Below are 22,994 nucleotides of genomic sequence, written 5' to 3' on the forward strand. Positions count from 1 at the left end.
ATCAACGTTCGAGTGGTTATCACCTCCCGCTAAAGTGGTTAATGGGATACTATTTGCATCATTGCCTGCTGTATCTTGAATTACTGATGTATCGTTATTTGGACTTGGATCGGTGTAGCTATAACTGACACTTTGTCCTATTCCAATTGCTGGGACAAAGCTGAGGAAGACATCGTTGCCTGAGATCGTAATTGTATTTGGGCTAACAAGCTGCCCATTGATATTGATACTAAAACTAGTTGCACTTGGTAGATTCACACCATCCAAAGCTTCGTTGTAGTGGAATACCAATTGTCCGACGGGGTTCACTTCTACACTTTGTAGCTGTGGTGCAGTATTGTCAGCAGTTGATGTCGTTGGAACTGTAGAATTATTATTAACAATGATTGAACTTAAGTCTGTAGCATCGTTTCCTGCGATGTCTTGAATGGCATTAAGATCATTACTATTCGAGATATTTTGAATCGTAAAGCTATCATTTCGTGCATTGCTTGCACTCGGGTCTGTATAAGAAACTTGAACATTTTGCCCAGCTGTAACTGCTTCACTGAGTGTCAGAATGACGTCTTGCCCACGAATACTAATATCCACAATACTAACGACAACGTCTCCAACCGTTACTGTAAAATTCTCGATTGTCGGTAAATGCGTACTGTCTAGGCTTTCATTGTAGTTTAGAGTTAACGTTGTACCAGTCTCATCTACTATTGCACTTACAAAGTTTGGTGCAGTCACATCACCTGCTGTGACTTCTATTTGATTAGGATTTTCTGAACCATCCTTAACGGTGACAATAATTGTTTCACCGTCAGCCAGTGAGCGATCAAGTTGAATACTGTCAACAGTATTATTACCTGTAGCAATTCCATGACCGATAATATTGCCATTTGCATCTGTAATTTCTACAGTTCCAACTTCATTCGAGGTAATTTCTACAGTATCAGCATCTTTAATATCTGCTGAAATAATGGGTGCGGTGACATCTCCAACAACAATTTCTTCCGTTGTATTATTTCCAGCACTATCAGTAACAGAGACAATAATAGTATCACCGTCACTCAATACTTCATCAATCTCAATAGTCACTTGACCATTTGAATCAACAATACCCTCACCAATGGTCTTACCTGATTCATCTTTAATTTCTACTTTACTGCCAATCTCATCGGAACTGACCTGAATAGTATTATTATCGACAATATTGACTTCTACTTGTGGATCAGTCACATCTCCAACGTTAATAGACTCCGTTGTTTTATTTCCTGAATGATCCGTTGCAGTGATTGTAATAGTTTCATTATCTTGCAAAGGTCTTGTTAAGGTAATATCAACATTACCTGCTTGATTTATTTGTCCTGTGCCAATGATTTTACCACTAGTATCCGTAATAATAATTTGACTCGCTTCATCAGAGCCGATTTTAATGTGACTATTATCTAAAATCTCATGCGTTATTATTGGCCCAGTTTTATCTACGTTATTTTCATTGTTATTTTCATTCTTTGGATGATGCCCACTGCTACTACCTGAACTTGCTGCAATCCCAATAATACTCAGAGCAGTAGCAACCCATGCCCATGTAGGTGCTACAGTAGATTGACCATCTGATAAATAATCTTGAAAATTATCAATACCTAAATAATCCACCTTAGTCACAAGGCCTGTGTCATCAAATTCCTGCAATTTTACAGAGAAATATTGCCCATTTTCTGTTTCTAGTACCAACTCCTTAGGTGTTTCACCTAAAAAGAAATCATCAATAATAACTTTTTCTCCCGTATTCAATTCAATTTCTAAGCTATTACCAATTTTATTTATTTTGGCAATATCAGCTTTATCTAAATTAGCCTTATAAATACGATGACTTATATTTTCCTTATCTAAAGTAATGGATTGAACAATTCCCTTTTCATAAACTGGCTTAGTTGTCATATTATTACCTAAATTTATTATATCTACCCATTAAAAAAGATAAGTAAATCCAGTAAGCCATACAAGTACATAATATTACTAACAAAAATAAAATAATAAGAAACAAGGAATACTTAAGAATTCATACTTAAATTAAAATAATCTTATTTTTCATTTTTCAGTGATGCAGTTATCTAATCTTTATTTTTATTTTAATTAAAATCCATTTATATTTATTATTTAAATGATCTTTATTTAGTTTGGATTACTAAATCTATTTTTTATCTATCAGAACATTCTAGTTATTGCTAATTTTTATTTTTAAACATTAACTTAACTATATTTTTTACTTAAGTCTCAATATTTTAAAATAAATTATATACAAGTGTATTTTTATTTCCATTGTTTTTTTATGGGTATTATTAAAGCTTAATGATGTAACAGCATTCTTGTTTTAAATAGATATGTAAATATTTGTAAATAAATTAATTATTCTAAAGGTAAAAGTCTATTACTAATAATAAATAATGACTGCTTAAAAAATAGCTTATAAATATTTAAATATTTTCTAAATGAAAGACTTAAAGTACCAAAATAGATAGCAAAAAGGTGAAGCCATTAGCTTCACCTTTGATCATAATCAATAAGTAATTTTATTAATTAAGCTTCTTACTTAAACTGTAAAATCATCACCTAAATATACTTCGCGAACTGTTTCATCTGCAAGTACCTCTTCAGGCGTACCTTCTGCAATAACAGCACCTTCACTCACAATATAGGCATGCTCACAAATTGCCAACGTCTCTCTTACATTATGATCTGTGATTAAAACACCAATACCGCGATCTTTTAACTGGCGAATAATATCTTTAATATCACCCACCGAAATTGGATCGACTCCTGCAAAAGGCTCATCCAATAACATAAATTTAGGATCGGCAGCTAAAGCACGTGCAATTTCTGCGCGACGACGTTCGCCCCCCGAAACACTCATGCCCAAAGAATCTTTGATATGTGTGATTTTAAAATCTTCTAATAACTCTTTTAAACGCTGTTGACGCTGCTGTTTATTTAAATCTTTACGCGTTTCAAGGATCGCCATAATATTATCGGCAATGCTTAGTTTTCTAAAAATAGATGCTTCTTGAGGTAAATAACCAATACCCTTTCTTGCTCGTTGATGCATCGCAAGATCAGAAATATCTTCATTATCTAAATGAATGACACCCTTATCCATTCGAACCAAACCAACAACCATATAGAAACTTGTCGTTTTACCCGCACCATTTGGCCCAAGTAAACCCACAATTTGACCACTTTGCATTTGAAAAGAAACGTCTTTTACAACCCAACGCTTGTTATACACTTTAGCGAGGTGTTTGATGGTTAATGTTTGAGTCTGATCCTGTACTTGCATTAATCACGCGCTCCAGGAAATGTTTTTGTCGTACTAGGCGGAATGATAATTTGTACACGACCTTTTGAGCTACCTGTTGAATCAGACGCGCCTGAAGCTTCGATATCACCTTTATTCATACTGTACTTAAGTGTACTACTGCGTATGCTTGCACCATCTTGATAGAGATATGCATTTCCAACTAAATTAATAATACCCGTTTCAGCGTTATAAATGATTTTCTGCGCCTCACCTCGAGCAATACCGCGGTTACTCTCCAACTGTTGCTGGAATTTTGCAGGAGAACCCGAAGCAGTAATGGTACTAATTTGTTTATTTTTATTAAGTTGTGCCACCAACGAAGCTGCTTGGAGTTTCATTGTGCCTTGTTCAATAATCACATTTCCTGAGTAAGTTGTAACTCCACTACGCTCACTATATGTCGCTTTATCTGCAACCAATGAAATCGCTTGACTACGATCACTTGGCAAAGCAAAAACAGATGCAGTCAAACACATTAAGCTCACTGTACCAATCGCTTGCTTCAGGAAAGATTGAGTTAGTAAAAATGGTTTAATTTGGTACATACTTTCCTCGAATATGAGCGAATTCATATTGACCTTCATTTAAATCAGCTTTTAAACCTTGGCTTATAAATTCAGCATCAGGTGTATTAACAGTCACTTGGTGAGTTGTTTCAAACTTACGTACTTTCGGATAACCCGTCAATTCATTCGTTAGAAACACCATTTTTCCTTGTTCACTAATTTTTGTTGCCTCAACTTGCCCTGTCAAAACAACTTTTTCATTATCATTAAACCCTCGTGCTTCTTTCGCAAAAAAAGTTGAATCAACTTGATTTTGGTGAAACATAGAGGCATTTAAATTTTTAAGTATTGATGTCTTCTGCCGTAAATCTTGTTCTAAATGATCTACTTGAGCACGAACGTACAAATTACCCTTCTCATCGGTTTGAACCAATTGGATACCTTCAGCAGAATAGGTCATGCTTTGTGCAGAATTTGCATCCAGCTTCTTACCTTTTCCGCTGTAATAATAATAGCCACCACTGATTGCCGCGATGACAACTGCAGTAACATATAAAACCTTAGTATCCATAAATGATATTCAACATTCGATTAATCTGAATTTATGCTATTAATGCGGTATAGCTGTATATTTTTCAAGTAGTTCTTGGTAAACGCCTTTGGACATCAGTAACATATCGCAAACCTCACGTACTGCACCACGACCACCCATCGCTTGCGTTACTAAATCAGCACGGCGGCGAACCTCGACATGACCATTTGGCACAGTCACTTTCATACCTGCGATCGCAAATGCAGAAAGATCTGGCCAATCATCACCCATATATAAGCAATCTTCAGGCTGTAAATTGAATTGAGCACAGGCTTCTTTCAGTGCAACACCTTTGTCTTCACGACCTTGGAACACAAGATCTACACCTAAATCAGACATGCGTTTTTCAACGATATTACTTTTTCGCCCAGTGATAATGATCACTTTAATACCCGCTTGTTGAACCAGTTTCATACCGAGTCCATCACGAATATCAAAAGATTTAATTTCATCACCTGAGTTTGTAAGTGTGACAAAACCATCGCTGAGAATACCATCTACATCTAAAACTAATGCTTCGACATGACGCGCTTGTTCTAACAAAACATAAGAAGCCATCGATTAATTTACTCCAGCTTGAATCAGGTCATGCATACTTATTACACCTATCACTTTATTGCGCTCATCGACGACAATAAATTGATTAATTTTCTTTTCATTCATTTTCTCTAAAGCTTCTACGGCACGAATTTCTTTAGAAACTGTCGATGGATTTTGAATCATCACCTCTGAAACAGGTAAATTGACATCAAAACCTTGTTGCTTATCAATTAAACGACGTAAATCACCATCCGTGAAAATACCCAATAAAGTGTCATTTTCATCAACAACTGTCGTTAAACCTAAACGCTTATTTGAAATTTCATACAATACTTTATTCATTGGCGTGTTGGGTAAAACTTTCGGTAAATCATTGCCCGTATGCATCAAATGTTTTACATGCAATAACAAACGTTTACCTAAAGCGCCTGCAGGATGCGACATCGCAAAATCATCAGCAGTAAAACCACGAGCATCCAGTAATGCAACAGCAAGTGCATCACCCAAAACCAAAGTCGCAGTCGTGCTCGAAGTCGGTGCTAAACCTAAAGGACATGCTTCTTTAATATTTCCTAAGGTTAATGCAACATCAGCATTTTGTGGCATTGGGCCTTTATCATCACCACTAATGGTAATTAAAGGTACAGCCAAATGTTTGATGAGTGGCATTAGCATCATTATTTCATCACTCTTTCCAGAGTTTGAAATTGCGATCAATACATCGCCTTCGACCAACATGCCCAAATCTCCATGCCCTGCTTCACCGGGATGCATAAAGAATGAAGGTGTGCCTGTGGAGGCAAATGTGGCAGCCATTTTACGACCGATATGCCCTGATTTCCCCATACCAGTGATCACTAAACGACCTTTACATTGCAAAATAATTTCGCAAGCACGTGAAAAGCGATCATCAATTTGTGTCGCCAAGATCTCTAAGGCTTGTTCTTCAATGCGTAAGGTTTCAAGTGCTACCTTTTGAAAATCAACTCGTTTCTGCATATTTTCAAGATTCAAAATGAACTGACCTTAACTCTAAAAGAGTTCGAATATCGACTGGAATATTTTTCATATTTTAGCATAGCAATACAATAGGCTGCTTTCCTAAATATATAATTTTCACTTTGTTAGAAAAATAATGCATAAATCTTTATGAAATATGGAGCTTAGGTTAAGATTAACTATCTTTTTATTTAAGCATTTAGACGACCTATGCAACCATTTGTTCTTTACAACTCTGAGCAACGTAAAAAAGTTGAATTTGTTCCCCGTAAAGAAGGACATATCGACATGTATGTGTGCGGTATGACAGTGTATGACTACTGTCACATCGGGCATGCTCGGGTTATGGTTGCATTTGACTACATTACTCGTTTTCTACGTAGCCAAGGTTGGAATGTTAAATACGTTCGAAATATCACAGATATTGACGATAAGATTATTGCACGTGCCAATGAAAATGGCGAAAGCATCTCAGCTTTAACAGAACGTTTTATTATTGCCATGAATGATGATGCTGCTCGTTTGGGTTGCTTAGAACCTGATGAAGCACCTCGTGCAACAAATTACATCGATCAAATGCAAAATATGATTGGTAATCTTGTCAATAAAGGTACGGCTTATCCATCTCAAAATGGTGATGTGTATTTTGAAGTTGAAAAATTTGCAAAATACGGTCGTCTTTCAGGTCGCAAACTTGAAGACATGCAAGCAGGTGCATCGGAACGTGTTGATGTCGAAGTTGAGAAAAAACATCCATTTGACTTTGTACTTTGGAAACATGCCAAAGAAAATGAGCCTTCATGGGCTTCACCTTGGGGCAATGGTCGTCCGGGTTGGCACATTGAATGCTCTGCAATGTCAACTTGCTGCCTAGGCAATCATTTCGATATTCATGGCGGTGGCTCAGATTTAATGTTCCCCCATCATGAAAATGAAATTGCACAGTCTGAAGCTTCTACAGATGAACAATATGTAAACTACTGGATGCATGTTGGTTTCATTAATGTCGATGGTGAAAAAATGTCTAAATCATTAGGCAACTTCTTCACTATTCGTGATGTGATGGAAAAATTCCACCCTGAAGTGATTCGCTATTTTATTGTATCTTCACACTATCGTAGTCCTGTGAATTTTTCAGATTTTGCCCTCAAAGAAGCAAAAGCTACACTTTCACGTTTTTATCATGCATTCAAAGCTTATCAACAAATCTACGGCAATAAAACTGTCGCAACTTTAGACACAAACTTTGTTGAACGTTTCAATGCAGCAATGAGTGATGATTTCAATACAGCAGAAGCAATTGCGATCTTGTTTGAAATCATTAAAGAATTGAATCGTGCTGTAAAAGAAGAAAACGAAGCTCAAGCGACGATTTTCTATTCTACATTACGCCATTTAACCGATATTTTAGCTTTAGTTCAGTATGATGTAGATGAATTTTTAAAGTCAGATATTGGTCAAGAGCAGCTTGGTTTATCTGAAACTGAAATTGAAGATTTAATTCAACAACGTGTAGATGCCAAGAAAAATAAAGATTTTGCCAATGCAGATGCAATTCGCCAATCTTTACTCGATCAAGGTGTTGTTCTAGAAGATACTCGTCAAGGAACTGTTTGGCGTCGTGCTGATTAATCTTTACTTGAATAGAGTGTATTAAATTCTAATACACTCTATCTCGCCTATTTTCTGAATACTCAATATACTTCATCAATATTTGGGTGGATTTAAAACTGCACTTTTTTAATTTAAAAATTAAAGTGAGCTACACTCAAATAATCCATATTGTAAATTAAATACACATTTCTAACTTTTAAGTGATCAAAAAGATCACTCTGAGATTTAAATTTAGCAAAAAAACAGCATAACAATGGCTTCTGTTGGCTTTATATCATCTTATTTTACCAAGCTATTTTTGAATGCTTGAATAACTGATATACTCAACGCTGGTTCTTTATTGATGTTTTGGGAACGGATTACATGAGCACAGTACGCCAACAAAATTTTCTACTCCGTAAAGAGAAAATTTTAGCCATGGCAGAAACACTTCTACTCGATAATACTCAAGATATTACCCTCAGTGAACTTGCTGAAGAACTGGATATTGCCAAAGGCACAATTTACAAACATTTTAAAAGCAAAAATCAGCTTTATTTAGAACTCATTATTCAAAATGAGAAAAGATTACTAGATATTTCAAAATCTTATCAAAAAGATATTCAAACTTATGTATCGCAATATATGCTTTACAACATGCTCAATTCAAATCGAACCATTTTATTGCATGTGATTGAAGAACGTCTGACCAATAACGAAAGAAAATTGAATGATTTGTTCGAAGAACTTTACCAAATTCGTGAAGAACGTATTTTGGAACTTAAAGATTTGTTTGGTGCACATTTAAAATCACTGAATAGTATCATGTCGATTCGTGATTATTTATCTTATATTTGGACAGTCACTTACGGCGCATCACTCTTACTCAATTCAACCTATTACCAAAAATCAATTGGTTCACGTGAACGTCTGATTAAACTCTATGTAAATCAGGCATTAATGACGCCTGATAAACTCACTGATAACGAACAATTGGATTAAGTAAATTAGGCGAAATATTGTGAAAAACAATACCCACCAAATCTATTTACGCTTTGCCAATTATTGCTATAAATAACCTGAGTTCGGGATAAGGCTATTCCCAACTATATGATACGCGGAAACGTCAGTCGCATTGTTCGAGGCAGGACTACATCTGTAATATACTGTTTTTGCGATATATTAGGTACTTGATAGTATCTGTCGAGTTGGCGACTGACAAATGGTTTTGCCCTTGCGTGGCAGTGCCACTCATCCCGAAAGCCTTGCGAGGTAGTACCTCTCAGGTCGAACCTGAACAAGATTGAAATATATTTCAAGCGAAGTGCAAGACGAAGTGGGTTAATCCTTGCATTTGGCTTTAAACGGTAAGACTCCGCTGTGCCTGATCTATCTTTTCAATAACTTACATCAAAGTTTATCCCGAACTGACGTTATAAATACACCTTGATATGAAGATCCTAAGCATCGTTTTTTATTGATTAGGGCGCAATAATTGGCTCGGCAACGGCATTGAATTGACCTGACTAAAGATTTCATAACACATATGCCTTAACCACTGATGACTGGTTTTATGATGACAAGACATATGCCAATACTGCTTAATTGAGTAGGTTGAGAATGAAATTGGCGCAGGTAAAATTTTCAAATTCCCTCTCGATAATAAAACTTCACTCAAATAATAAGGCACCGTGGCAATAGAGTCAGTGTCTTGTACCACCAGACCCACACCTAAATAACTTGGAATACGCATAAGAATATTACGTTTTAAATCCAAATTTAATAATTCATTGGCAATGTGGTAATGCCCTATACCTGCATCAATATCAATATGTGATTCACTTAAATATTGCTCAACAGTGATACTGTCATTACTGAGTCTTGGATGGTCTTTGGATGCAATCACCACATAAAACTGTTCAAACAATTTTTGTTGATAAAAACCATTTTCCAAATGCGGTAAAAAACCAATCGCTAAATCAATTTCACCATTGGCCATTTGATAACTGGTTTCAGAAGTGATCGCTCTTACGTTCAATTTCACATGTGGTGCATGTTGTTTTAAATATTGAGAAATTTTAGGTAAAAGTACCAAATGCGAAACATCGGTCATTGCTACAGTAAATTGTTGCTGCGATGCAGACTCATCAAAATCTACACTAAAATTATTGATAATTTCGACTTTACTTAACGCCTCACTGACCAATGGATAGAGTTGTTTAGACAATTCGGTCGGCACCATTTCATTACCAATCCGTAAAAACAATGGATTGTTATAATGCATACGTATTTTTGTGAGAATATTACTAACCGTAGGTTGACTCATAGCCAAATGATCCGCAGCAGCAGAAACACTTTTAAACTTATAAATATAGTAAAAAATACTGAGCAACTTACAATCTAACTCAAACACGAAATAATATCTCACTCATTTGTCTAATTGATATTATATCTTGACCTTTTTTATTTTTTTTTCCAATGTTTTAATGTACCGATTTTAAACAATCAAATCAACATTGTTTAAAATTGGCACATTAAGGCTGTATTTTGCAGATAAATTCACTATCCGTTTACAAATAAATCGACCATCAATTCATCATCAGTATCGGCATAACGGTATTCTGAAAAATCGGTTACACCCGCCTCTTTGAGAATATCTTCATCAATCATTAAGCGACCTGTAATTGAACGCTTTTGACTAATGAGAATTTGATAAGCCGCATCTGCCATGATATTTGGTTTACGTGCTCGGCTAAACAATTGCTTTCCACCCAATGAAAACTCAATCGCAGCAGTCGCAATAATCGTTCTTGGCCATAAAGAATTGACACTCACCCCATAGTTTGCAAATTCCTGACTCATACCAATCGTCAGCATACTCATGCCATACTTGGTAATGGTATACGGTGCATAGCTAGCAAACCATTTCTCATCCAAATTCAACGGTGGAGATAAGTTTAAAATATGAGGATTTTCACTTTTCTTTAAATACGGCAATACGGCTTGGCTACAGACCATGACTGCACGAGTATTAATTTGATACATCAAATCAAAACGATTCGGATCAAGCATTTCAACACCTGAAAGCTTAATTGCACCAGCATTATTGATTAAAATATCAATTCCACCAAAATGTTCAGCAGCTTGTTGCATTGCTTGAGCGACTGCATGTTGGTCTCGAACATCCAATTGAATTGCCAAGGCTTTACCACCGGCCGCTTCAACCTCTTGAGCAACAGTAAAAATCGAACCACCCAATTTTGGATGCTCTTCAGTAGATTTGGCTGCAATGACAATGTTTGCACCATCCTGCGCTGCTTTCAGTGCAATTTCTCGACCAATCCCACGGCTTGCACCTGTGATAAACAGTGTTTTACCTGCTAATGACATATGTTCCCTCAATGCTTTTTATTTAGTTTATTCACAACGCACTAATTTACAGCAAGTTAAATTACTTAAGATAGTGCAAGAACTATTAATTTATATACTCATAAGTACAAAAATTAAATCACTGATTGATCAATCATTTTTTAAAGGCTATTTAAAATACAATCCCGTACAAATAATATAATTTAACCCATAACTTTAAGATATTTCACCTGTAACATTCCAACATATTCACAAGGTTTTTTCTAAATCCAAACCACTTCTACCTACTAGAATGTTCTCAGCCTTAGGATTAAAATATTCAGCAATGAACTGCTTAAGATGACCTGATATGAGTTCTCATTTATTGGCTTTCGCTTTGATCTCATTAGGTATGGCGCTCACCCCTGGGCCCAATATGATTTACCTCATTTCAAGATCACTTTGCCAAGGTAAAAAAGCAGGGTTCGTATCCTTGGGTGGAACAGCGCTGGGTTTCTTGTTTTATATGTTGTGTGCTGCTTTTGGGATCACAGCACTGTTAATGACCATTCCATTGGCTTATGAAGCATTAAAAATTGCAGGTGCAATCTACCTAATCTATTTGGCATGGAAAGCAATTCGCTCACCGCACTCGCCATTTGAACTTGCCAATGTTCAATCGTATTCAAATACAAAATTATTTCTTATGGGGTTTTTAACCAATTTACTCAACCCTAAAATTGCCATGATGTATTTGGCATTACTTCCTCAATTTATAAAACCAGATTCAAATGCAGTTTTATTACAAACCCTCACTTTAGGTATTGTACAAATCATCATTAGTTTGCTGGTGAATTCATTCTTTATTATTACTGCCAGCTCATTTACACAGTACTTAAATCGTCACGCTTTATGGTTAAAACTACAAAAATGGTTTATGGGAACTATATTCTTCGGCTTAGCCACTCAAATATTATTGAGTGCTCGAAAATGAGCCGAGCAGAAATTTTATTATAAAAAATGACCCAAAATGGAGTATTTATTTTGGGTCACATAAACTGGGTATAACGATTATTCATTTGGTTGCATGATAATCCGTGACCTTTGGACGATGTCTAAAATCCAAAGCAATCACTTAAGTATCAATATGACATCGCAACATCGACTTTAACTATGCAATTACTTTGCCAACTTATTAATCCGATTTGCATAACCTGAATGCATCGAGTGATCTAATTTGGTTAATATGCCATCATCACCCAACACTTGACGCGCACCTTTACGCATCCATTGTGGCATCATGCCATAAACACTATACACAGATTGTAAATAATCAGGCACTGCGATAAATAACCTCGGTTTAATTAAAGTGCTAACCACTGCATTCGCCACTTGTTGAGGTGTCACACTCGGAATCACTTTCGCTGCGTTCTCAGTTCCTGCTGTTAATTCAGTTAATACTTTACTTGGCATAATGGCTGTGAACTCAATACCACTATCTCGAAATTCACCTGCAACAGCTTCAGTTAATCCAACTACTGCAAATTTTGTTCCTGAATAAATCGCTGAACCTGGTAAAGCAAACCGCCCTGCCAATGATGCTATATTGACAATATGACCTGTATTATTTTTTAACAATTCAGGTAATGCCAATTGCATTCCGATCACCACACCACGGAAATTAATGTCAATTTGCGCATCTGCCAATGCGGGATCTTCATCTAAAAATGCTCCCATCGGCATAATACCTGCATTATTGACCAAAGCATATAAACTACCAAAATGCTGAACTGTATTTTGAATAAATACAGCAAATGACTCACGATCACGAACATCGACCTTAAAGGCTTTTGCACCAATTCGCTCCGCTTCTTTTTCAGCAAGCACTAAGTCAATATCACCAATACTGACTTTTGCACCTTGCGCAATTAAAGCTTCCGCAGTCGCCAGTCCTATCCCACGTGCAGCACCTGTAATTGCAACAACCTTGCCTTTTAGTTTTTGTTTTTTAAACATTTCCTTTCCTTTTTTATCTCATTTTCGAATAAAAGCGTTACGAATCTTTCAAACGATCAACAGTACTGAATATTTATACTTCAACTTTTTCAGCTGTTTTAATTTTCGGTTTATGGTCAATCAAATATTCATCTAAATTAAATCTCTTCATTTTTTCTTTTAATTTAAATGTTGTCCAAGGCCATGCTGTGCTATTACGACCATTTCTGTCGATAAAGTAACTCTGGCATCCTCCTTTATTCCATACAGTTGACTGTAAAGCAGATTGAACCTTTTCATTAAATTTTCGCGTAATCTCTGGATTAGGCTCAATGGTTTTAATCCCCAACTGTTCAGCCTGTTTTAGTGCATCCATAATGTAATCAAGCTGTGCTTCAATAATAATAAAAGCGGAAGAACTTACTGCGACATTAGGGCCAAACATCAAAAAGCCATTCGGACAATTCTCAACCATTGTCCCCATATAACCTTCTGGGCTACCTTGCCAAACATCAGACATTTTTTGACCAAAACGGTTATAAACTCGATTGGCAATCGGTGGTTCAGCGATTTCAAAACCTGTCCCAAGGATAATAATATCGACTTCACAACACTCACCATTGCTCGCAATTAAAGTATTGTCTTGAATTTCCGCTAAGCCACTGGCGATCACATCTACATTGGTTTGTGCTAAGGCTGGATACCAATTATTGGATTGAAGAATACGCTTACATCCAATAATAAAATCAGGGGTTAATTTACTGCGTAAAATAGGATCTTTAATATGCGTATTTAAATGCCATTGTGCTATTTTTTGGAATTGTTTCATCGCTGCTGGACTCTGAATTCCACCATTAATGGTCTCAAAAATACCGTAAACTGAACCACGCATGATGTGCTGAGTCAGTGGTAGAAATTTAAACAACGTACGCACAGGTGCAAATAAAGGTATATCTGACTTGGGTAAAATCCATTGAGCAGTACGTTGAAAAATGCTGAGTTGTTTAACTTGCGGTTGAATTTGCGGAACAAATTGGATTGCCGAAGCTCCAGTACCAATCACAGCAACACGTTTTCCAGTTAAATCAATATCATGTCGCCACTGCGAAGAATGAAAAATTTCACCTTTAAAACTTTCAATACCTTTTACATTAGGCAATACAGGTTCATGCATTGGCCCACATGCAAGAATTGTAAATTGTGATCTCAATTCACCTTGTGTTGTTTGAATAATCCAACATTGCTCCACATCTGACCACTTTGCATCCACAGCTTCATGATTTAAACGTACATGCGGCATGATTTTGTATTTATCTACGACATCAAATAAATATTGTTTAATTTCTTTTTGTTGCGCAAATACGCGTGACCATGCAGGATTTTGTTCAAAAGAATAAGAATATAAAGCAGATGGAACATCACATGCGCAACCAGGATAGGTATTTTCACGCCACACCCCGCCCATTTCTGAAGCTTTTTCTAAAAGAATAAAATCTTCAATCCCCGCTTCTTTAAGTTTGATGGCAGCACCAAGTCCTGCAAAACCACCACCAACGATGATGACTTTATAAAAATCTTGTGCTTTGCTGTTATTTTTGTGTTGTTTCATTTTAAAATCGCATAGAATGTGAACGATAGGAATACAATGTCAAAAACGGAATGGCTTGTCAATTTCCATTATTTGGTAATTTTAATTATTTTTGGTCAATTTTGTTTATGAGTGAAAATACAAATTTAAGTCGTGCAGAACGACAACGTTTGCAACTACAAACAGATATCGTTGAGGCTGCCTTTTTAGAGTTTTCAAATCGTGGTTATCATCAAACTGCGATTTCAGATATTGCTCAACGCCTCGGTATTGGGCATGGTACCTTTTATCGTCATTTCGAAAATAAACGCGATATTCTTCAGCATGTTATCTCTGAAACACTTCAAAAAATCATGGCGTTATTGACTGGTGAAAATGCACCACAAGCCTTTAATAATATTGAAGAATACCGTGAACAATGTCAGCGTATTTCCGAACGGTTAAGAAACTTTGCCCAAGAAAACCCACTCACCTTGAAACTACTGCTCTTAGAAGCAACCTCTATCGACACTGAAATGACTAAATTTGTTCAGAATTTAATGCAAATGGCTGGCGTTATCACTGCAAATTATTTAAAACACGGTGTTGAATTAAAGATTTTTAGAGCTGATTTAGATTGTGAAAATACAGGGCATAATATTATTGGTATGATCATCAACGGAGCTTTACGATTTTTAGCCAATCCAAGTGATCTTACAGGTTTAGAAAAATATGCCAATTCCATTATTGATTTGATTGTTGTAGGGATGCGGAAAGCTTAGGTATTGATACAAAAGTACATGGAAAATAGTGACAAATCACATTTCTAGAATGTATTCTCAATAGATTGAGTAGGTATTTCAACAAACTGCTTCAGTAAATTTAGGATGATCATCTAAGATTTCAAACCATGCTGTTTTATTATTGGTAAATGCGTGAGAAGCAATTTCAGCATTTAATGGCTCATTAATTATACCAACACGCAATCGAATGATATCAGGCAAATCTAGTCGTGCACTAAACAAAGGCGAGGCACATATTTTACAAAATACTCGTTTCTTATTTTCAGTTGCATAATATTCTCCAAATTGCTCTTGTCCAGTGAGCACGTCTAAATCCTGTGTGCAAATGGGTGCAATGGCAACAAAAGCCGAACCTTGTGCTTTTTGACATTGTTGGCAATGGCACACGAATATCTTTGAAATTTCTGTATTTATTTTCAGTTGAATTGCACCGCAAAGACATGAGGCTGTGTACATTTTTACTCCTTTATTTTTATGAAATCTGAGCTACTGATTATTCTTCTGCTTTAAATCATGCTCACGATATAACTTGAGTACTTCAATTTCACTGTAAATCAATTGTTGTAATTCATCTCGAAACGCAACCATATCTTCCATCGTTTTAATTTGATCGATAGATAAACGTGGCATAAATTTAAAATAGAAAGGAATACGTTTGGGAATAATATGGCTAGGAATAGAAGGAATAACGTCACCCTGCCTTAAAAAAGAACCTATTTTAGGATTGGACAATATTTTATTAAACCATTTCTGTCTCAATAAAACATTTGCATCGAAACCTAAATCAAAAACCTCATCTCCACCTAAAGCCACAAAAGGTGCAATTTCATAACCAAACTCTTGCGCCAATTTCAAAAATCCGAAACGTTGCTTCCAAATCAGTTGGTATGCCTCACCTTTGCGTTTAATCACTTCACGACCACCACCCGGAAAAACTAAAATCGAGTAGCCTTGTCGCATGGCTTCTTTGGCATACTCTTGAACGCCATCGACCCCGCCTACGCGTTTTACCACTTCTTTCCAAACTGGGATATGAAAATGCATATGATCAGCCAAACTGACCACGGCGATCTTATGCTGAGTAAATAAGTAATCAATCAAAATAGGTGAATCTAAAACACCATAAATGGTGTGATTTCCTACATACATTGCAGGTTTATTTGCAACAATATTTTCTGCCCCTAAGAAGGTTGGGCGAAAATAAAAGCGTTGCAAACTACTGATCAATCGAATCAATTTCGAATTGTGTCGTATTTGCAACGCTTTTTCAGTCATGCTGTATCTCTACAAACTCAATTAAAGACTTAAGCAACATGTTTTTGGACAAGGATTGAACCAACCGAATAACCTGCCCCAAAAGAACAAAGCACACCATATTCACCATCATTCACTTGATCAGCTGTACGATGTAAAGCGATGATTACACCTGCAGAAGAAGTATTGGCAAACTCATCTAAAATAATCGGAACCAAATCCGGATCAGCCTCAGCAGCTTCTTTACCGACGATTAATCTTAAAATCAATTCGTTCATATTGGCATTGGCTTGGTGTAACCAGAAACGTTTTACATTTTCAGGTTGAATGCTGTTCTTTTCCAATTGAGTCGAAATAATTTTAGCCACCAACGGACAAACTTCTTTGAAGACTTTACGTCCATCTTGGCGGAACTGTTTGTCATCACGTGAAGTTAATTCAGAACCATTTAAAAAGCCGAAATTATTACGAATATTATTTGAGAATTGCGTAAACAGACTGGTATCTAAAATTTCAAAACCAGTTTTAGAATCCGTTTCTTCAATGATCGAAGCTGTTGCTACGTCACCAAAGATAAAGTGACAATCACGTGAACGATAGTCGGTATGACCCGATGTAATTTCGACATTGACCAACAGCACACGACGTGCACCAGTTTTCACAGCATCATAAGCTTGCTTTAGACCAAATGTTGCTGCTGAGCATGCCACATTCATATCATATGCATAACCTTGAATGCCCAATGCCGTTTGGATTTCAATGGCTACAGCAGGATATGCACGCTGTAAATTTGAACATGCAAGAATAACAACATCAATGTCTTCAGCAGTCACACCAGCATTTTCCATCGCTTGCTTAGCGGCAATCACACCCCACTCTGCTTGGATTGAAAGCTCTTCATCAGAACGCTCTGCTAAACGAGGACGTAAACGATTGATGTCTAATGCACCTGATTTTTCAACAACATAACGGCGCTTTACACCAGATGCTTTTTCAATAAATTCTGCACTAGAGCCACGACGTGCAACGACTTCACCCGCTGCAATTTGTTCAGCATTTTCGCTGTTAAACTGTTCCGCATAAGCATTTAAACTTTCTACCAATTCTTCATTGGTAATCACTTCTTCAGGATGGTATAGACCTGTACCTGTAATACGGATGCCCATGCAAAACTCCTTTTTTAATCTCTAAAACTCAAATTACCACTATTTTAACTGATTCCGAGCTTTTCCCATACCTTTTGTATTCGGGTTGGGGAAATAGGCATCTTGGTTTTCATCGGTTGAGAGAATAAGGAAATTCTTAATTCTTCCACCATGAAATATACATCTTTTAAACGGGTATCATGTTTAAACTGAAATAGCTTTTCCATCCACGGATCAACATCTTTGATCGCAGCATCATCTCGATTAAGATTATTCGGCAAACGATCCAAACGCAAGATCAAAGCTTTCAAATATCGTGGATATTCCTGCCAAATATCTGCGGATTTTGAGTAAACAAAATTGGATAAATTCATCAAATCGAGCTGGTCTTCAATATCATCCATATTTTTGCCAAATACATCTTGATCCAACATGAGTAAGCGCTGACGAATCTCTTGCCAGTGAATATAAATTTCACTAATCAATTTCAACGCTTCTTGACCATGGCTCAAGAATGACTTTTTAACCTCATTGCTTAATATTGAAAATTCTTCTGCATTGATAGGTAAATCTTTGATTGCCATTTGTAAAGTTGCATAAATCAACATTTGTTCAAGTTGCGCTTTATCACCCAACGGAGAATATGCCAAAGCCAAAGGTTTCGAAATCTGCTTCTTCAACTGACGAATTAAATCGCCTAATTGCATATGAATGAGACGAATAACCCCTTCTCGATGTTGTTTCATCGCTTCATTTTGATCATTAAATGTTTGAATCACGATCCCAGATTCATCTTTAGCATCAAGCTTTGCAAAAGCTTTAGTCGATACAAGTGCTTGATATTGCTTAACCACAACACCAGTGACTTTTTGTGAGGCTTCAAATACAAACTGATCTGGAAATACGTTAAATTCACCTTTCAACTGCTTCACAGGACTATGCGTTTCTGTACGACAACGTGCTTTCAATTCATCTAAATGACGTCCCTTTTCAATAACACGCCCCTTTTCATCGATGACCTTGATAAAAGGAATAAGATATTGATCTAGACGTTCAAAAGAAAAATCTTTAGCCGTGATTTGCTCACCGCGTAATTGGAAAGCCAAAAACTCAAAAATATGGGCTTGCAAATGTTGTGCATCAACAAGTTTCATCAATTTTTTAGCGGTATCAGGAATAGGAACTAAATTACGGCGCTTATCTTTGGGTAAAGATTTCAACAATGCTTCGATTAAATCTAATCGCCAGCCCGGAATACCCCATGACCAAATATTTTCATCCACTTGTGGCAATGCTTGCACAGGAATTTTAACCGTTGCACCATCTTCATCATGGCTTGGATCAAAACGATAACTTGCAGCTAAACGCAATTGATGATTGTGTAAATAGTCTGGAAATTGCTGTGTGGTTGGACGATCATTCATCCATAACGCATCATCATCTACAAAAAGATAACGAGGATCTTTAGGTTCAACCGTTGCTCGCCAATCTTCAAAACTACGACGACTCGCAATTTCATTCGGCACTTTAGCAGCATAAAATTGATAAATCGTTTCTTCATCAACCACTAAATCACGTCGGCGTAATTTATCTTCAACACGTTCCACTTCTTCTAGTTTCAACAAATTGTGTTTTAAGAATGGTGGCGTTGTACCCAAATTTCCTGTGGTTAAAGCATCACGTAGAAAAATCTCATGTGCAGCAGCTTGATCGACTTTTTCAAAATTTGTAGCGCGCTTCGGCTCAATGATCAAACCAAATAAAGAAATCTGATCATAAGCATTCACCACGCCTGGTTTTTTAGCCCAATGCGGTTCGAAATAATGATGTTTTAATAGATTAGGCGCCGCAAGTAAAATCCATTCAGGTTCAATTTTCGCCAAAGTTCGTAAATAAACCTGAGACGTTTCCACCATTTCAAATGCCATTACCCATGGGGTATTGGTTTTATGCAATGTCGATGCAGGGAAAATACGTGCCTTTTGCTGTCGCACTGCCATGAAAATGTTTCGTTCATCCGTTTTATTGGCAATGAATGACAATAATCCTGTAAGCAATGCACGATGCAGATTTTCATAACTTGCTGTTTTGCTATTAAATGAAAGCTTTAAACTTTGTGCTAAATCAAGTAATTGCTCATGCGTCTTTTTCCACTCGCGTAAACGTAACCAACTTAAAAAATGTTGCTTAGCAAAATTACGACGTTTGCTCTCACTTAAATTTTCACGGTTTTCAGTCAGCGTGTTCCATAGTTTGATATAGAACAAAAAGTCTGAATCGGCTTCTTTAAATAAAGCATGCTTTTGGTCAGCTTGCATTTGTTTATCAGCAGGACGTTCACGCGGATCTTGTACTGCCAAAGCTGCGACAATAATTAAAACCTCGTTCAGTACTCCAAAATGTGCTCCCCCGATAATCATTCGAGCAAGACGTGGATCTATAGGCATTTTTGCCATTTGTAGACCAATTTTGGTTAAGCCATTGCTGTGCTGCCCTGCTTTGTTAGTTGAGGATTGAGGGGGATTTTGCTCTTTAGCACTATCTGAATCTCCCCTAACCCCTCTTTGAGAAAGAGGGGAACTTTGTTCTTGCAAAGCCGTACCTCCCCCTTTAGCAAAGGGGGACTGAGGGGGATTTTGCTCTTTAGCATTACCCGAATCTTCCCTAGTCTCTCTTTGGAACAGAGAGGAACTCTGATCTTGCGATGCTGTACCTCCCTCTTTAGTAAAGGGAGCTTGAGGAGGATTTAAATTCTGCACATCGTCAATCGCCCCTAATTCAATCAATAACTTACGACCATCATTTACTAGACGATGATCAGGCGGCTCAATAAAATCAAATGATTCAACTGAACCCAAACCTAAGCTTTGCATCTGTAAAATAACCGATGCCAAATTGGTTCGTTTAATTTCAGGTTCGGTAAACTCAGGACGACTTTGAAAATCCTCTTCGCTATACAAACGAATACATACACCTGGTGCTATACGACCGCAACGACCTTTACGCTGATTGGCCGCTGCCTGAGAAATTGCTTCAATTGGTAAACGTTGTACCCGAGAACGATAGTTATAACGTGAAATACGTGCAAAACCACTATCGATCACATAGCGAATATTAGGAACTGTAAGTGCAGTTTCTGCCACGTTTGTCGCAATAATAATCCGTCGTCCACCACCCGATGGATTAAAGATTTTTTGTTGTTCTGCTAAAGCTAAACGCGCATACAACGGTAGAATTTGGGTATGTTTAGGACCAAATTTCTGTAATGTTTCCTGTAATTCCCGAATCTCTTGTTCTGTACTTGAGAAAATTAAAATATCTGCATGTTCAGGATGCCCTTTACGCTCTGCATCACGAAAACATTCTTCTACAGCCTGTACAACTGCACGAGGTAAATTCTCTTCAAAATCATCAAAGTCATCATCATCACTACCACCAATCTTCATTTCTGAAATTGGGTTATAGCGAAGCTCTACTGGGAAACTACGTCCTTCAACTTCAAAAATAGGCGCATTGTTAAAGTATTGGCTGAATCGATTTACATCTAAAGTCGCCGAAGTAATGATAATCTTTAAATCAGGGCGCTTTTTGATTAACTGCTTTAAATAACCCATGATGAAATCAATATTCAATGAACGCTCATGCGCTTCATCGATAATGATGGTGTCATATTTATTTAAATAACGGTCATTGGAAAGTTCTGCGAGTAGAATACCATCCGTCATTAACCGAACAATAGAATCATTAGAACCTTGTTCATTAAAACGAATTTTAAAACCAATCGACTCACCGAGTTTTTCGCCCACTTCTTCTGCAATACGCTGTGAAACACTTCGCGCAGCAAGACGACGTGGTTGCGTATGACCGATCATTCCTGTCAGCCCGCGTCCTGCAAGCATTGCTATCTGAGGAAGCTGAGTAGTTTTACCAGATCCGGTTTCACCTGCAACAATGATAATTTGATGCTTTTGGATCGCAGCAATCAATTGCTTTGTGTATTGTGTTACAGGCAAATCCTGATTCAGTTTTATATTCGGTAACCGTGATGCACGTTCACGTACTTTCTGATTTGATTTTTCAAATAATTCTTGGAATTGTTCAGGATTTGCATCTTTCCCCTTTTTAAGTCGACTTAAACGATGGCGATCTCGAACCATGACCAATTGATCGACATTTAAATCACTTAACACAGAGGCACTATCCTAATACTTAAATTGAACTGGCTATTTTACGCTGTAAACCCAATGAGAGATAGTCTATTCCGTATGAATTCATTCACGTTATAAAAATAGTATTTAATGTAAAAACAAAAATTAACGCTCCATTTTGAATACTAAATAGCGATGAAATGATTATTTTCCTAACGTGAATAAGAAATATACAAAAATACACAATGCTTCTTATATGCACATATTCTATACATTGAAATAATTTTTATATCTTTTTTCGAAAAGAGACTTGAAATCACAGCTAAGAAGCATCATGTTTGTAGCAGATTCAGAAAGCATGGCTTCTGTCATTGAATCATCACATCGATACGGCATAAATAAGTCATTCATGTGAAGACAATACTGAAGAGCCGTCATTGGTGGAAAGCGTTTGGATCTGGTTAAATTCAATTTTCCGATTTTAGCTATGAAAAAATACTATTTCACCAATAACAAAAATTTCATTATGCTACTTTACATATTAGAAACGCACCTCAATCATGGAGATAATGATGAGCTTAATTAATACTGAAGTTAAACCATTCAAAGCACAAGCTTTCCAAAACGGTCAATTCATTGAAGTTACAGAAGCTGACCTTAAAGGTAAATGGTCTGTAGTTTTCTTCTACCCAGCTGACTTCACTTTCGTTTGCCCAACTGAACTTGGTGACCTTGCTGATAACTATGCTGAATTCAAAAAATTAGGCGTTGAAATCTACTCAGTATCTACAGATACACACTTCACTCACAAAGCTTGGCATGATTCTTCTGAAGAAATCAAAAAAATTGAATATGTAATGGTTGGTGACCCAACTTGGACACTTTCTAAAAACTTCGAAGTTTTAATTGAAGCTGCTGGTCTTGCAGATCGTGGTACATTCGTTATCGATCCAGAAGGTAAAATCCAAATCATCGAAATCAATGCTGGTGGTATTGGTCGTGATGCTTCTGAACTTCTTCGTAAAGTTAAAGCTGCTCAATATGTACACGCTCACCCAGGCGAAGTTTGCCCTGCTAAATGGAAAGAAGGCGATGCAACTTTAGCTCCTTCTATCGACTTAGTTGGTAAAATCTAATCGTTTAGATGAGTTTGAT

Annotated in this window: 19 protein-coding genes; 5 read left to right on the forward strand and 14 right to left on the reverse strand. The window is 36.8% G+C overall.

Annotated elements, in window-relative coordinates; all coding sequences use genetic code 11:
* The 6 genes from CDA10_RS00005 to CDA10_RS00030 all read right to left on the reverse strand — a co-directional run.
* A partial coding sequence (locus CDA10_RS00005) for a SwmB domain-containing protein (protein ID WP_089603487.1) occupies positions 1-1,932 on the reverse strand: 1,932 nt, incomplete at its 3' end.
* 652 nt (positions 1,933-2,584) lie between these two features.
* Positions 2,585-3,328, reverse strand: coding sequence for an LPS export ABC transporter ATP-binding protein (lptB, locus tag CDA10_RS00010; protein ID WP_089603488.1), 744 nt, complete (start codon positions 3,326-3,328; stop codon positions 2,585-2,587).
* A complete protein-coding gene (gene lptA / locus CDA10_RS00015; RefSeq protein WP_089603489.1) occupies positions 3,328-3,894 on the reverse strand; it encodes a lipopolysaccharide transport periplasmic protein LptA in 567 nt (188 codons plus the stop codon). The genes lptB and lptA overlap by 1 nt, the downstream gene beginning before the upstream one ends.
* Entirely contained in the window at positions 3,881-4,426 is a 546-nt protein-coding gene (lptC, locus tag CDA10_RS00020; RefSeq protein ID WP_089603490.1) for an LPS export ABC transporter periplasmic protein LptC, read from the reverse strand. The genes lptA and lptC overlap by 14 nt, the downstream gene beginning before the upstream one ends.
* 39 nt (positions 4,427-4,465) lie before the next feature.
* On the reverse strand, positions 4,466-5,005 hold the full coding sequence (locus tag CDA10_RS00025; protein ID WP_089603491.1) for a KdsC family phosphatase: 540 nt from the start codon (positions 5,003-5,005) through the stop codon (positions 4,466-4,468).
* Between the two features lie 3 nt (positions 5,006-5,008).
* The gene (locus tag CDA10_RS00030; RefSeq protein ID WP_089603492.1) at positions 5,009-5,986 is read right to left on the reverse strand and encodes a KpsF/GutQ family sugar-phosphate isomerase; all 978 of its coding nucleotides are present in this window, start codon (positions 5,984-5,986) and stop codon (positions 5,009-5,011) included.
* A gap of 210 nt (positions 5,987-6,196) precedes the next feature.
* Between CDA10_RS00030 and cysS the strand changes: the two genes are divergently transcribed.
* Together cysS and CDA10_RS00040 are read left to right on the forward strand one after the other, a co-directional pair.
* Positions 6,197-7,618 (forward strand): cysteine--tRNA ligase, encoded by a 1,422-nt coding sequence (gene cysS, locus CDA10_RS00035; protein ID WP_089603493.1) that lies wholly within the window; start codon positions 6,197-6,199, stop codon positions 7,616-7,618.
* A gap of 345 nt (positions 7,619-7,963) precedes the next feature.
* A complete protein-coding gene (locus tag CDA10_RS00040) occupies positions 7,964-8,581 on the forward strand; it encodes a TetR/AcrR family transcriptional regulator (protein ID WP_089603494.1) in 618 nt (205 codons plus the stop codon).
* Between the two features lie 472 nt (positions 8,582-9,053).
* On the opposite strand, the gene CDA10_RS00045 is transcribed toward CDA10_RS00040, so the two are convergent.
* Both CDA10_RS00045 and CDA10_RS00050 read right to left on the reverse strand, forming a co-directional pair.
* A complete protein-coding gene (locus CDA10_RS00045; RefSeq protein WP_089603495.1) occupies positions 9,054-9,992 on the reverse strand; it encodes a LysR family transcriptional regulator in 939 nt (312 codons plus the stop codon).
* A gap of 149 nt (positions 9,993-10,141) precedes the next feature.
* Positions 10,142-10,969 (reverse strand): SDR family oxidoreductase, encoded by an 828-nt coding sequence (locus tag CDA10_RS00050; RefSeq protein ID WP_089603496.1) that lies wholly within the window; start codon positions 10,967-10,969, stop codon positions 10,142-10,144.
* Positions 10,970-11,297: 328 nt separating this feature from the next.
* On the opposite strand from CDA10_RS00050, the gene CDA10_RS00055 reads away from it, so the two are divergent.
* A complete protein-coding gene (locus tag CDA10_RS00055) occupies positions 11,298-11,921 on the forward strand; it encodes a LysE family translocator (protein WP_089603497.1) in 624 nt (207 codons plus the stop codon).
* A gap of 185 nt (positions 11,922-12,106) precedes the next feature.
* Here the strand turns inward: CDA10_RS00055 and CDA10_RS00060 are convergent, their stop codons facing one another.
* A complete protein-coding gene (locus CDA10_RS00060; protein WP_089603498.1) occupies positions 12,107-12,943 on the reverse strand; it encodes an SDR family oxidoreductase in 837 nt (278 codons plus the stop codon).
* Between the two features lie 73 nt (positions 12,944-13,016).
* Positions 13,017-14,531 carry a flavin-containing monooxygenase gene (locus CDA10_RS00065; RefSeq protein ID WP_089603499.1) on the reverse strand — a complete coding sequence of 505 codons (1,515 nt, stop codon included), beginning with the start codon at positions 14,529-14,531 and terminating at the stop codon, positions 13,017-13,019.
* Between the two features lie 107 nt (positions 14,532-14,638).
* Here CDA10_RS00065 and CDA10_RS00070 point away from each other — a divergent pair, with 107 nt between their 5' ends.
* The gene (locus CDA10_RS00070) at positions 14,639-15,271 is read left to right on the forward strand and encodes a TetR/AcrR family transcriptional regulator (RefSeq protein ID WP_089603763.1); all 633 of its coding nucleotides are present in this window, start codon (positions 14,639-14,641) and stop codon (positions 15,269-15,271) included.
* 78 nt (positions 15,272-15,349) lie between these two features.
* Here the strand turns inward: CDA10_RS00070 and CDA10_RS00075 are convergent, their stop codons facing one another.
* Genes CDA10_RS00075 through CDA10_RS16940 form a run of 4 tightly spaced genes read right to left on the reverse strand, consistent with a single transcriptional unit; the run spans position 15,350 to position 21,881 of the window.
* The gene (locus tag CDA10_RS00075) at positions 15,350-15,748 is read right to left on the reverse strand and encodes a GFA family protein (protein ID WP_089603500.1); all 399 of its coding nucleotides are present in this window, start codon (positions 15,746-15,748) and stop codon (positions 15,350-15,352) included.
* Between the two features lie 30 nt (positions 15,749-15,778).
* Complete coding sequence (locus tag CDA10_RS00080) at positions 15,779-16,567, reverse strand: lysophospholipid acyltransferase family protein (RefSeq protein ID WP_089603501.1); 789 nt, start codon at positions 16,565-16,567, stop codon at positions 15,779-15,781.
* A gap of 29 nt (positions 16,568-16,596) precedes the next feature.
* Complete coding sequence (locus CDA10_RS00085; protein WP_089603502.1) at positions 16,597-17,712, reverse strand: beta-ketoacyl-ACP synthase III; 1,116 nt, start codon at positions 17,710-17,712, stop codon at positions 16,597-16,599.
* A gap of 44 nt (positions 17,713-17,756) precedes the next feature.
* Entirely contained in the window at positions 17,757-21,881 is a 4,125-nt protein-coding gene (locus tag CDA10_RS16940) for a DUF3418 domain-containing protein (protein WP_228704571.1), read from the reverse strand.
* Between the two features lie 530 nt (positions 21,882-22,411).
* On the opposite strand from CDA10_RS16940, the gene ahpC reads away from it, so the two are divergent.
* The gene (ahpC, locus tag CDA10_RS00100) at positions 22,412-22,975 is read left to right on the forward strand and encodes an alkyl hydroperoxide reductase subunit C (RefSeq protein ID WP_010117510.1); all 564 of its coding nucleotides are present in this window, start codon (positions 22,412-22,414) and stop codon (positions 22,973-22,975) included.
* Positions 22,976-22,994: the final 19 nt, after the last annotated feature.

Source organism: Acinetobacter piscicola, assembly GCF_002233755.1.
GTDB lineage: Bacteria > Pseudomonadota > Gammaproteobacteria > Pseudomonadales > Moraxellaceae > Acinetobacter > Acinetobacter piscicola.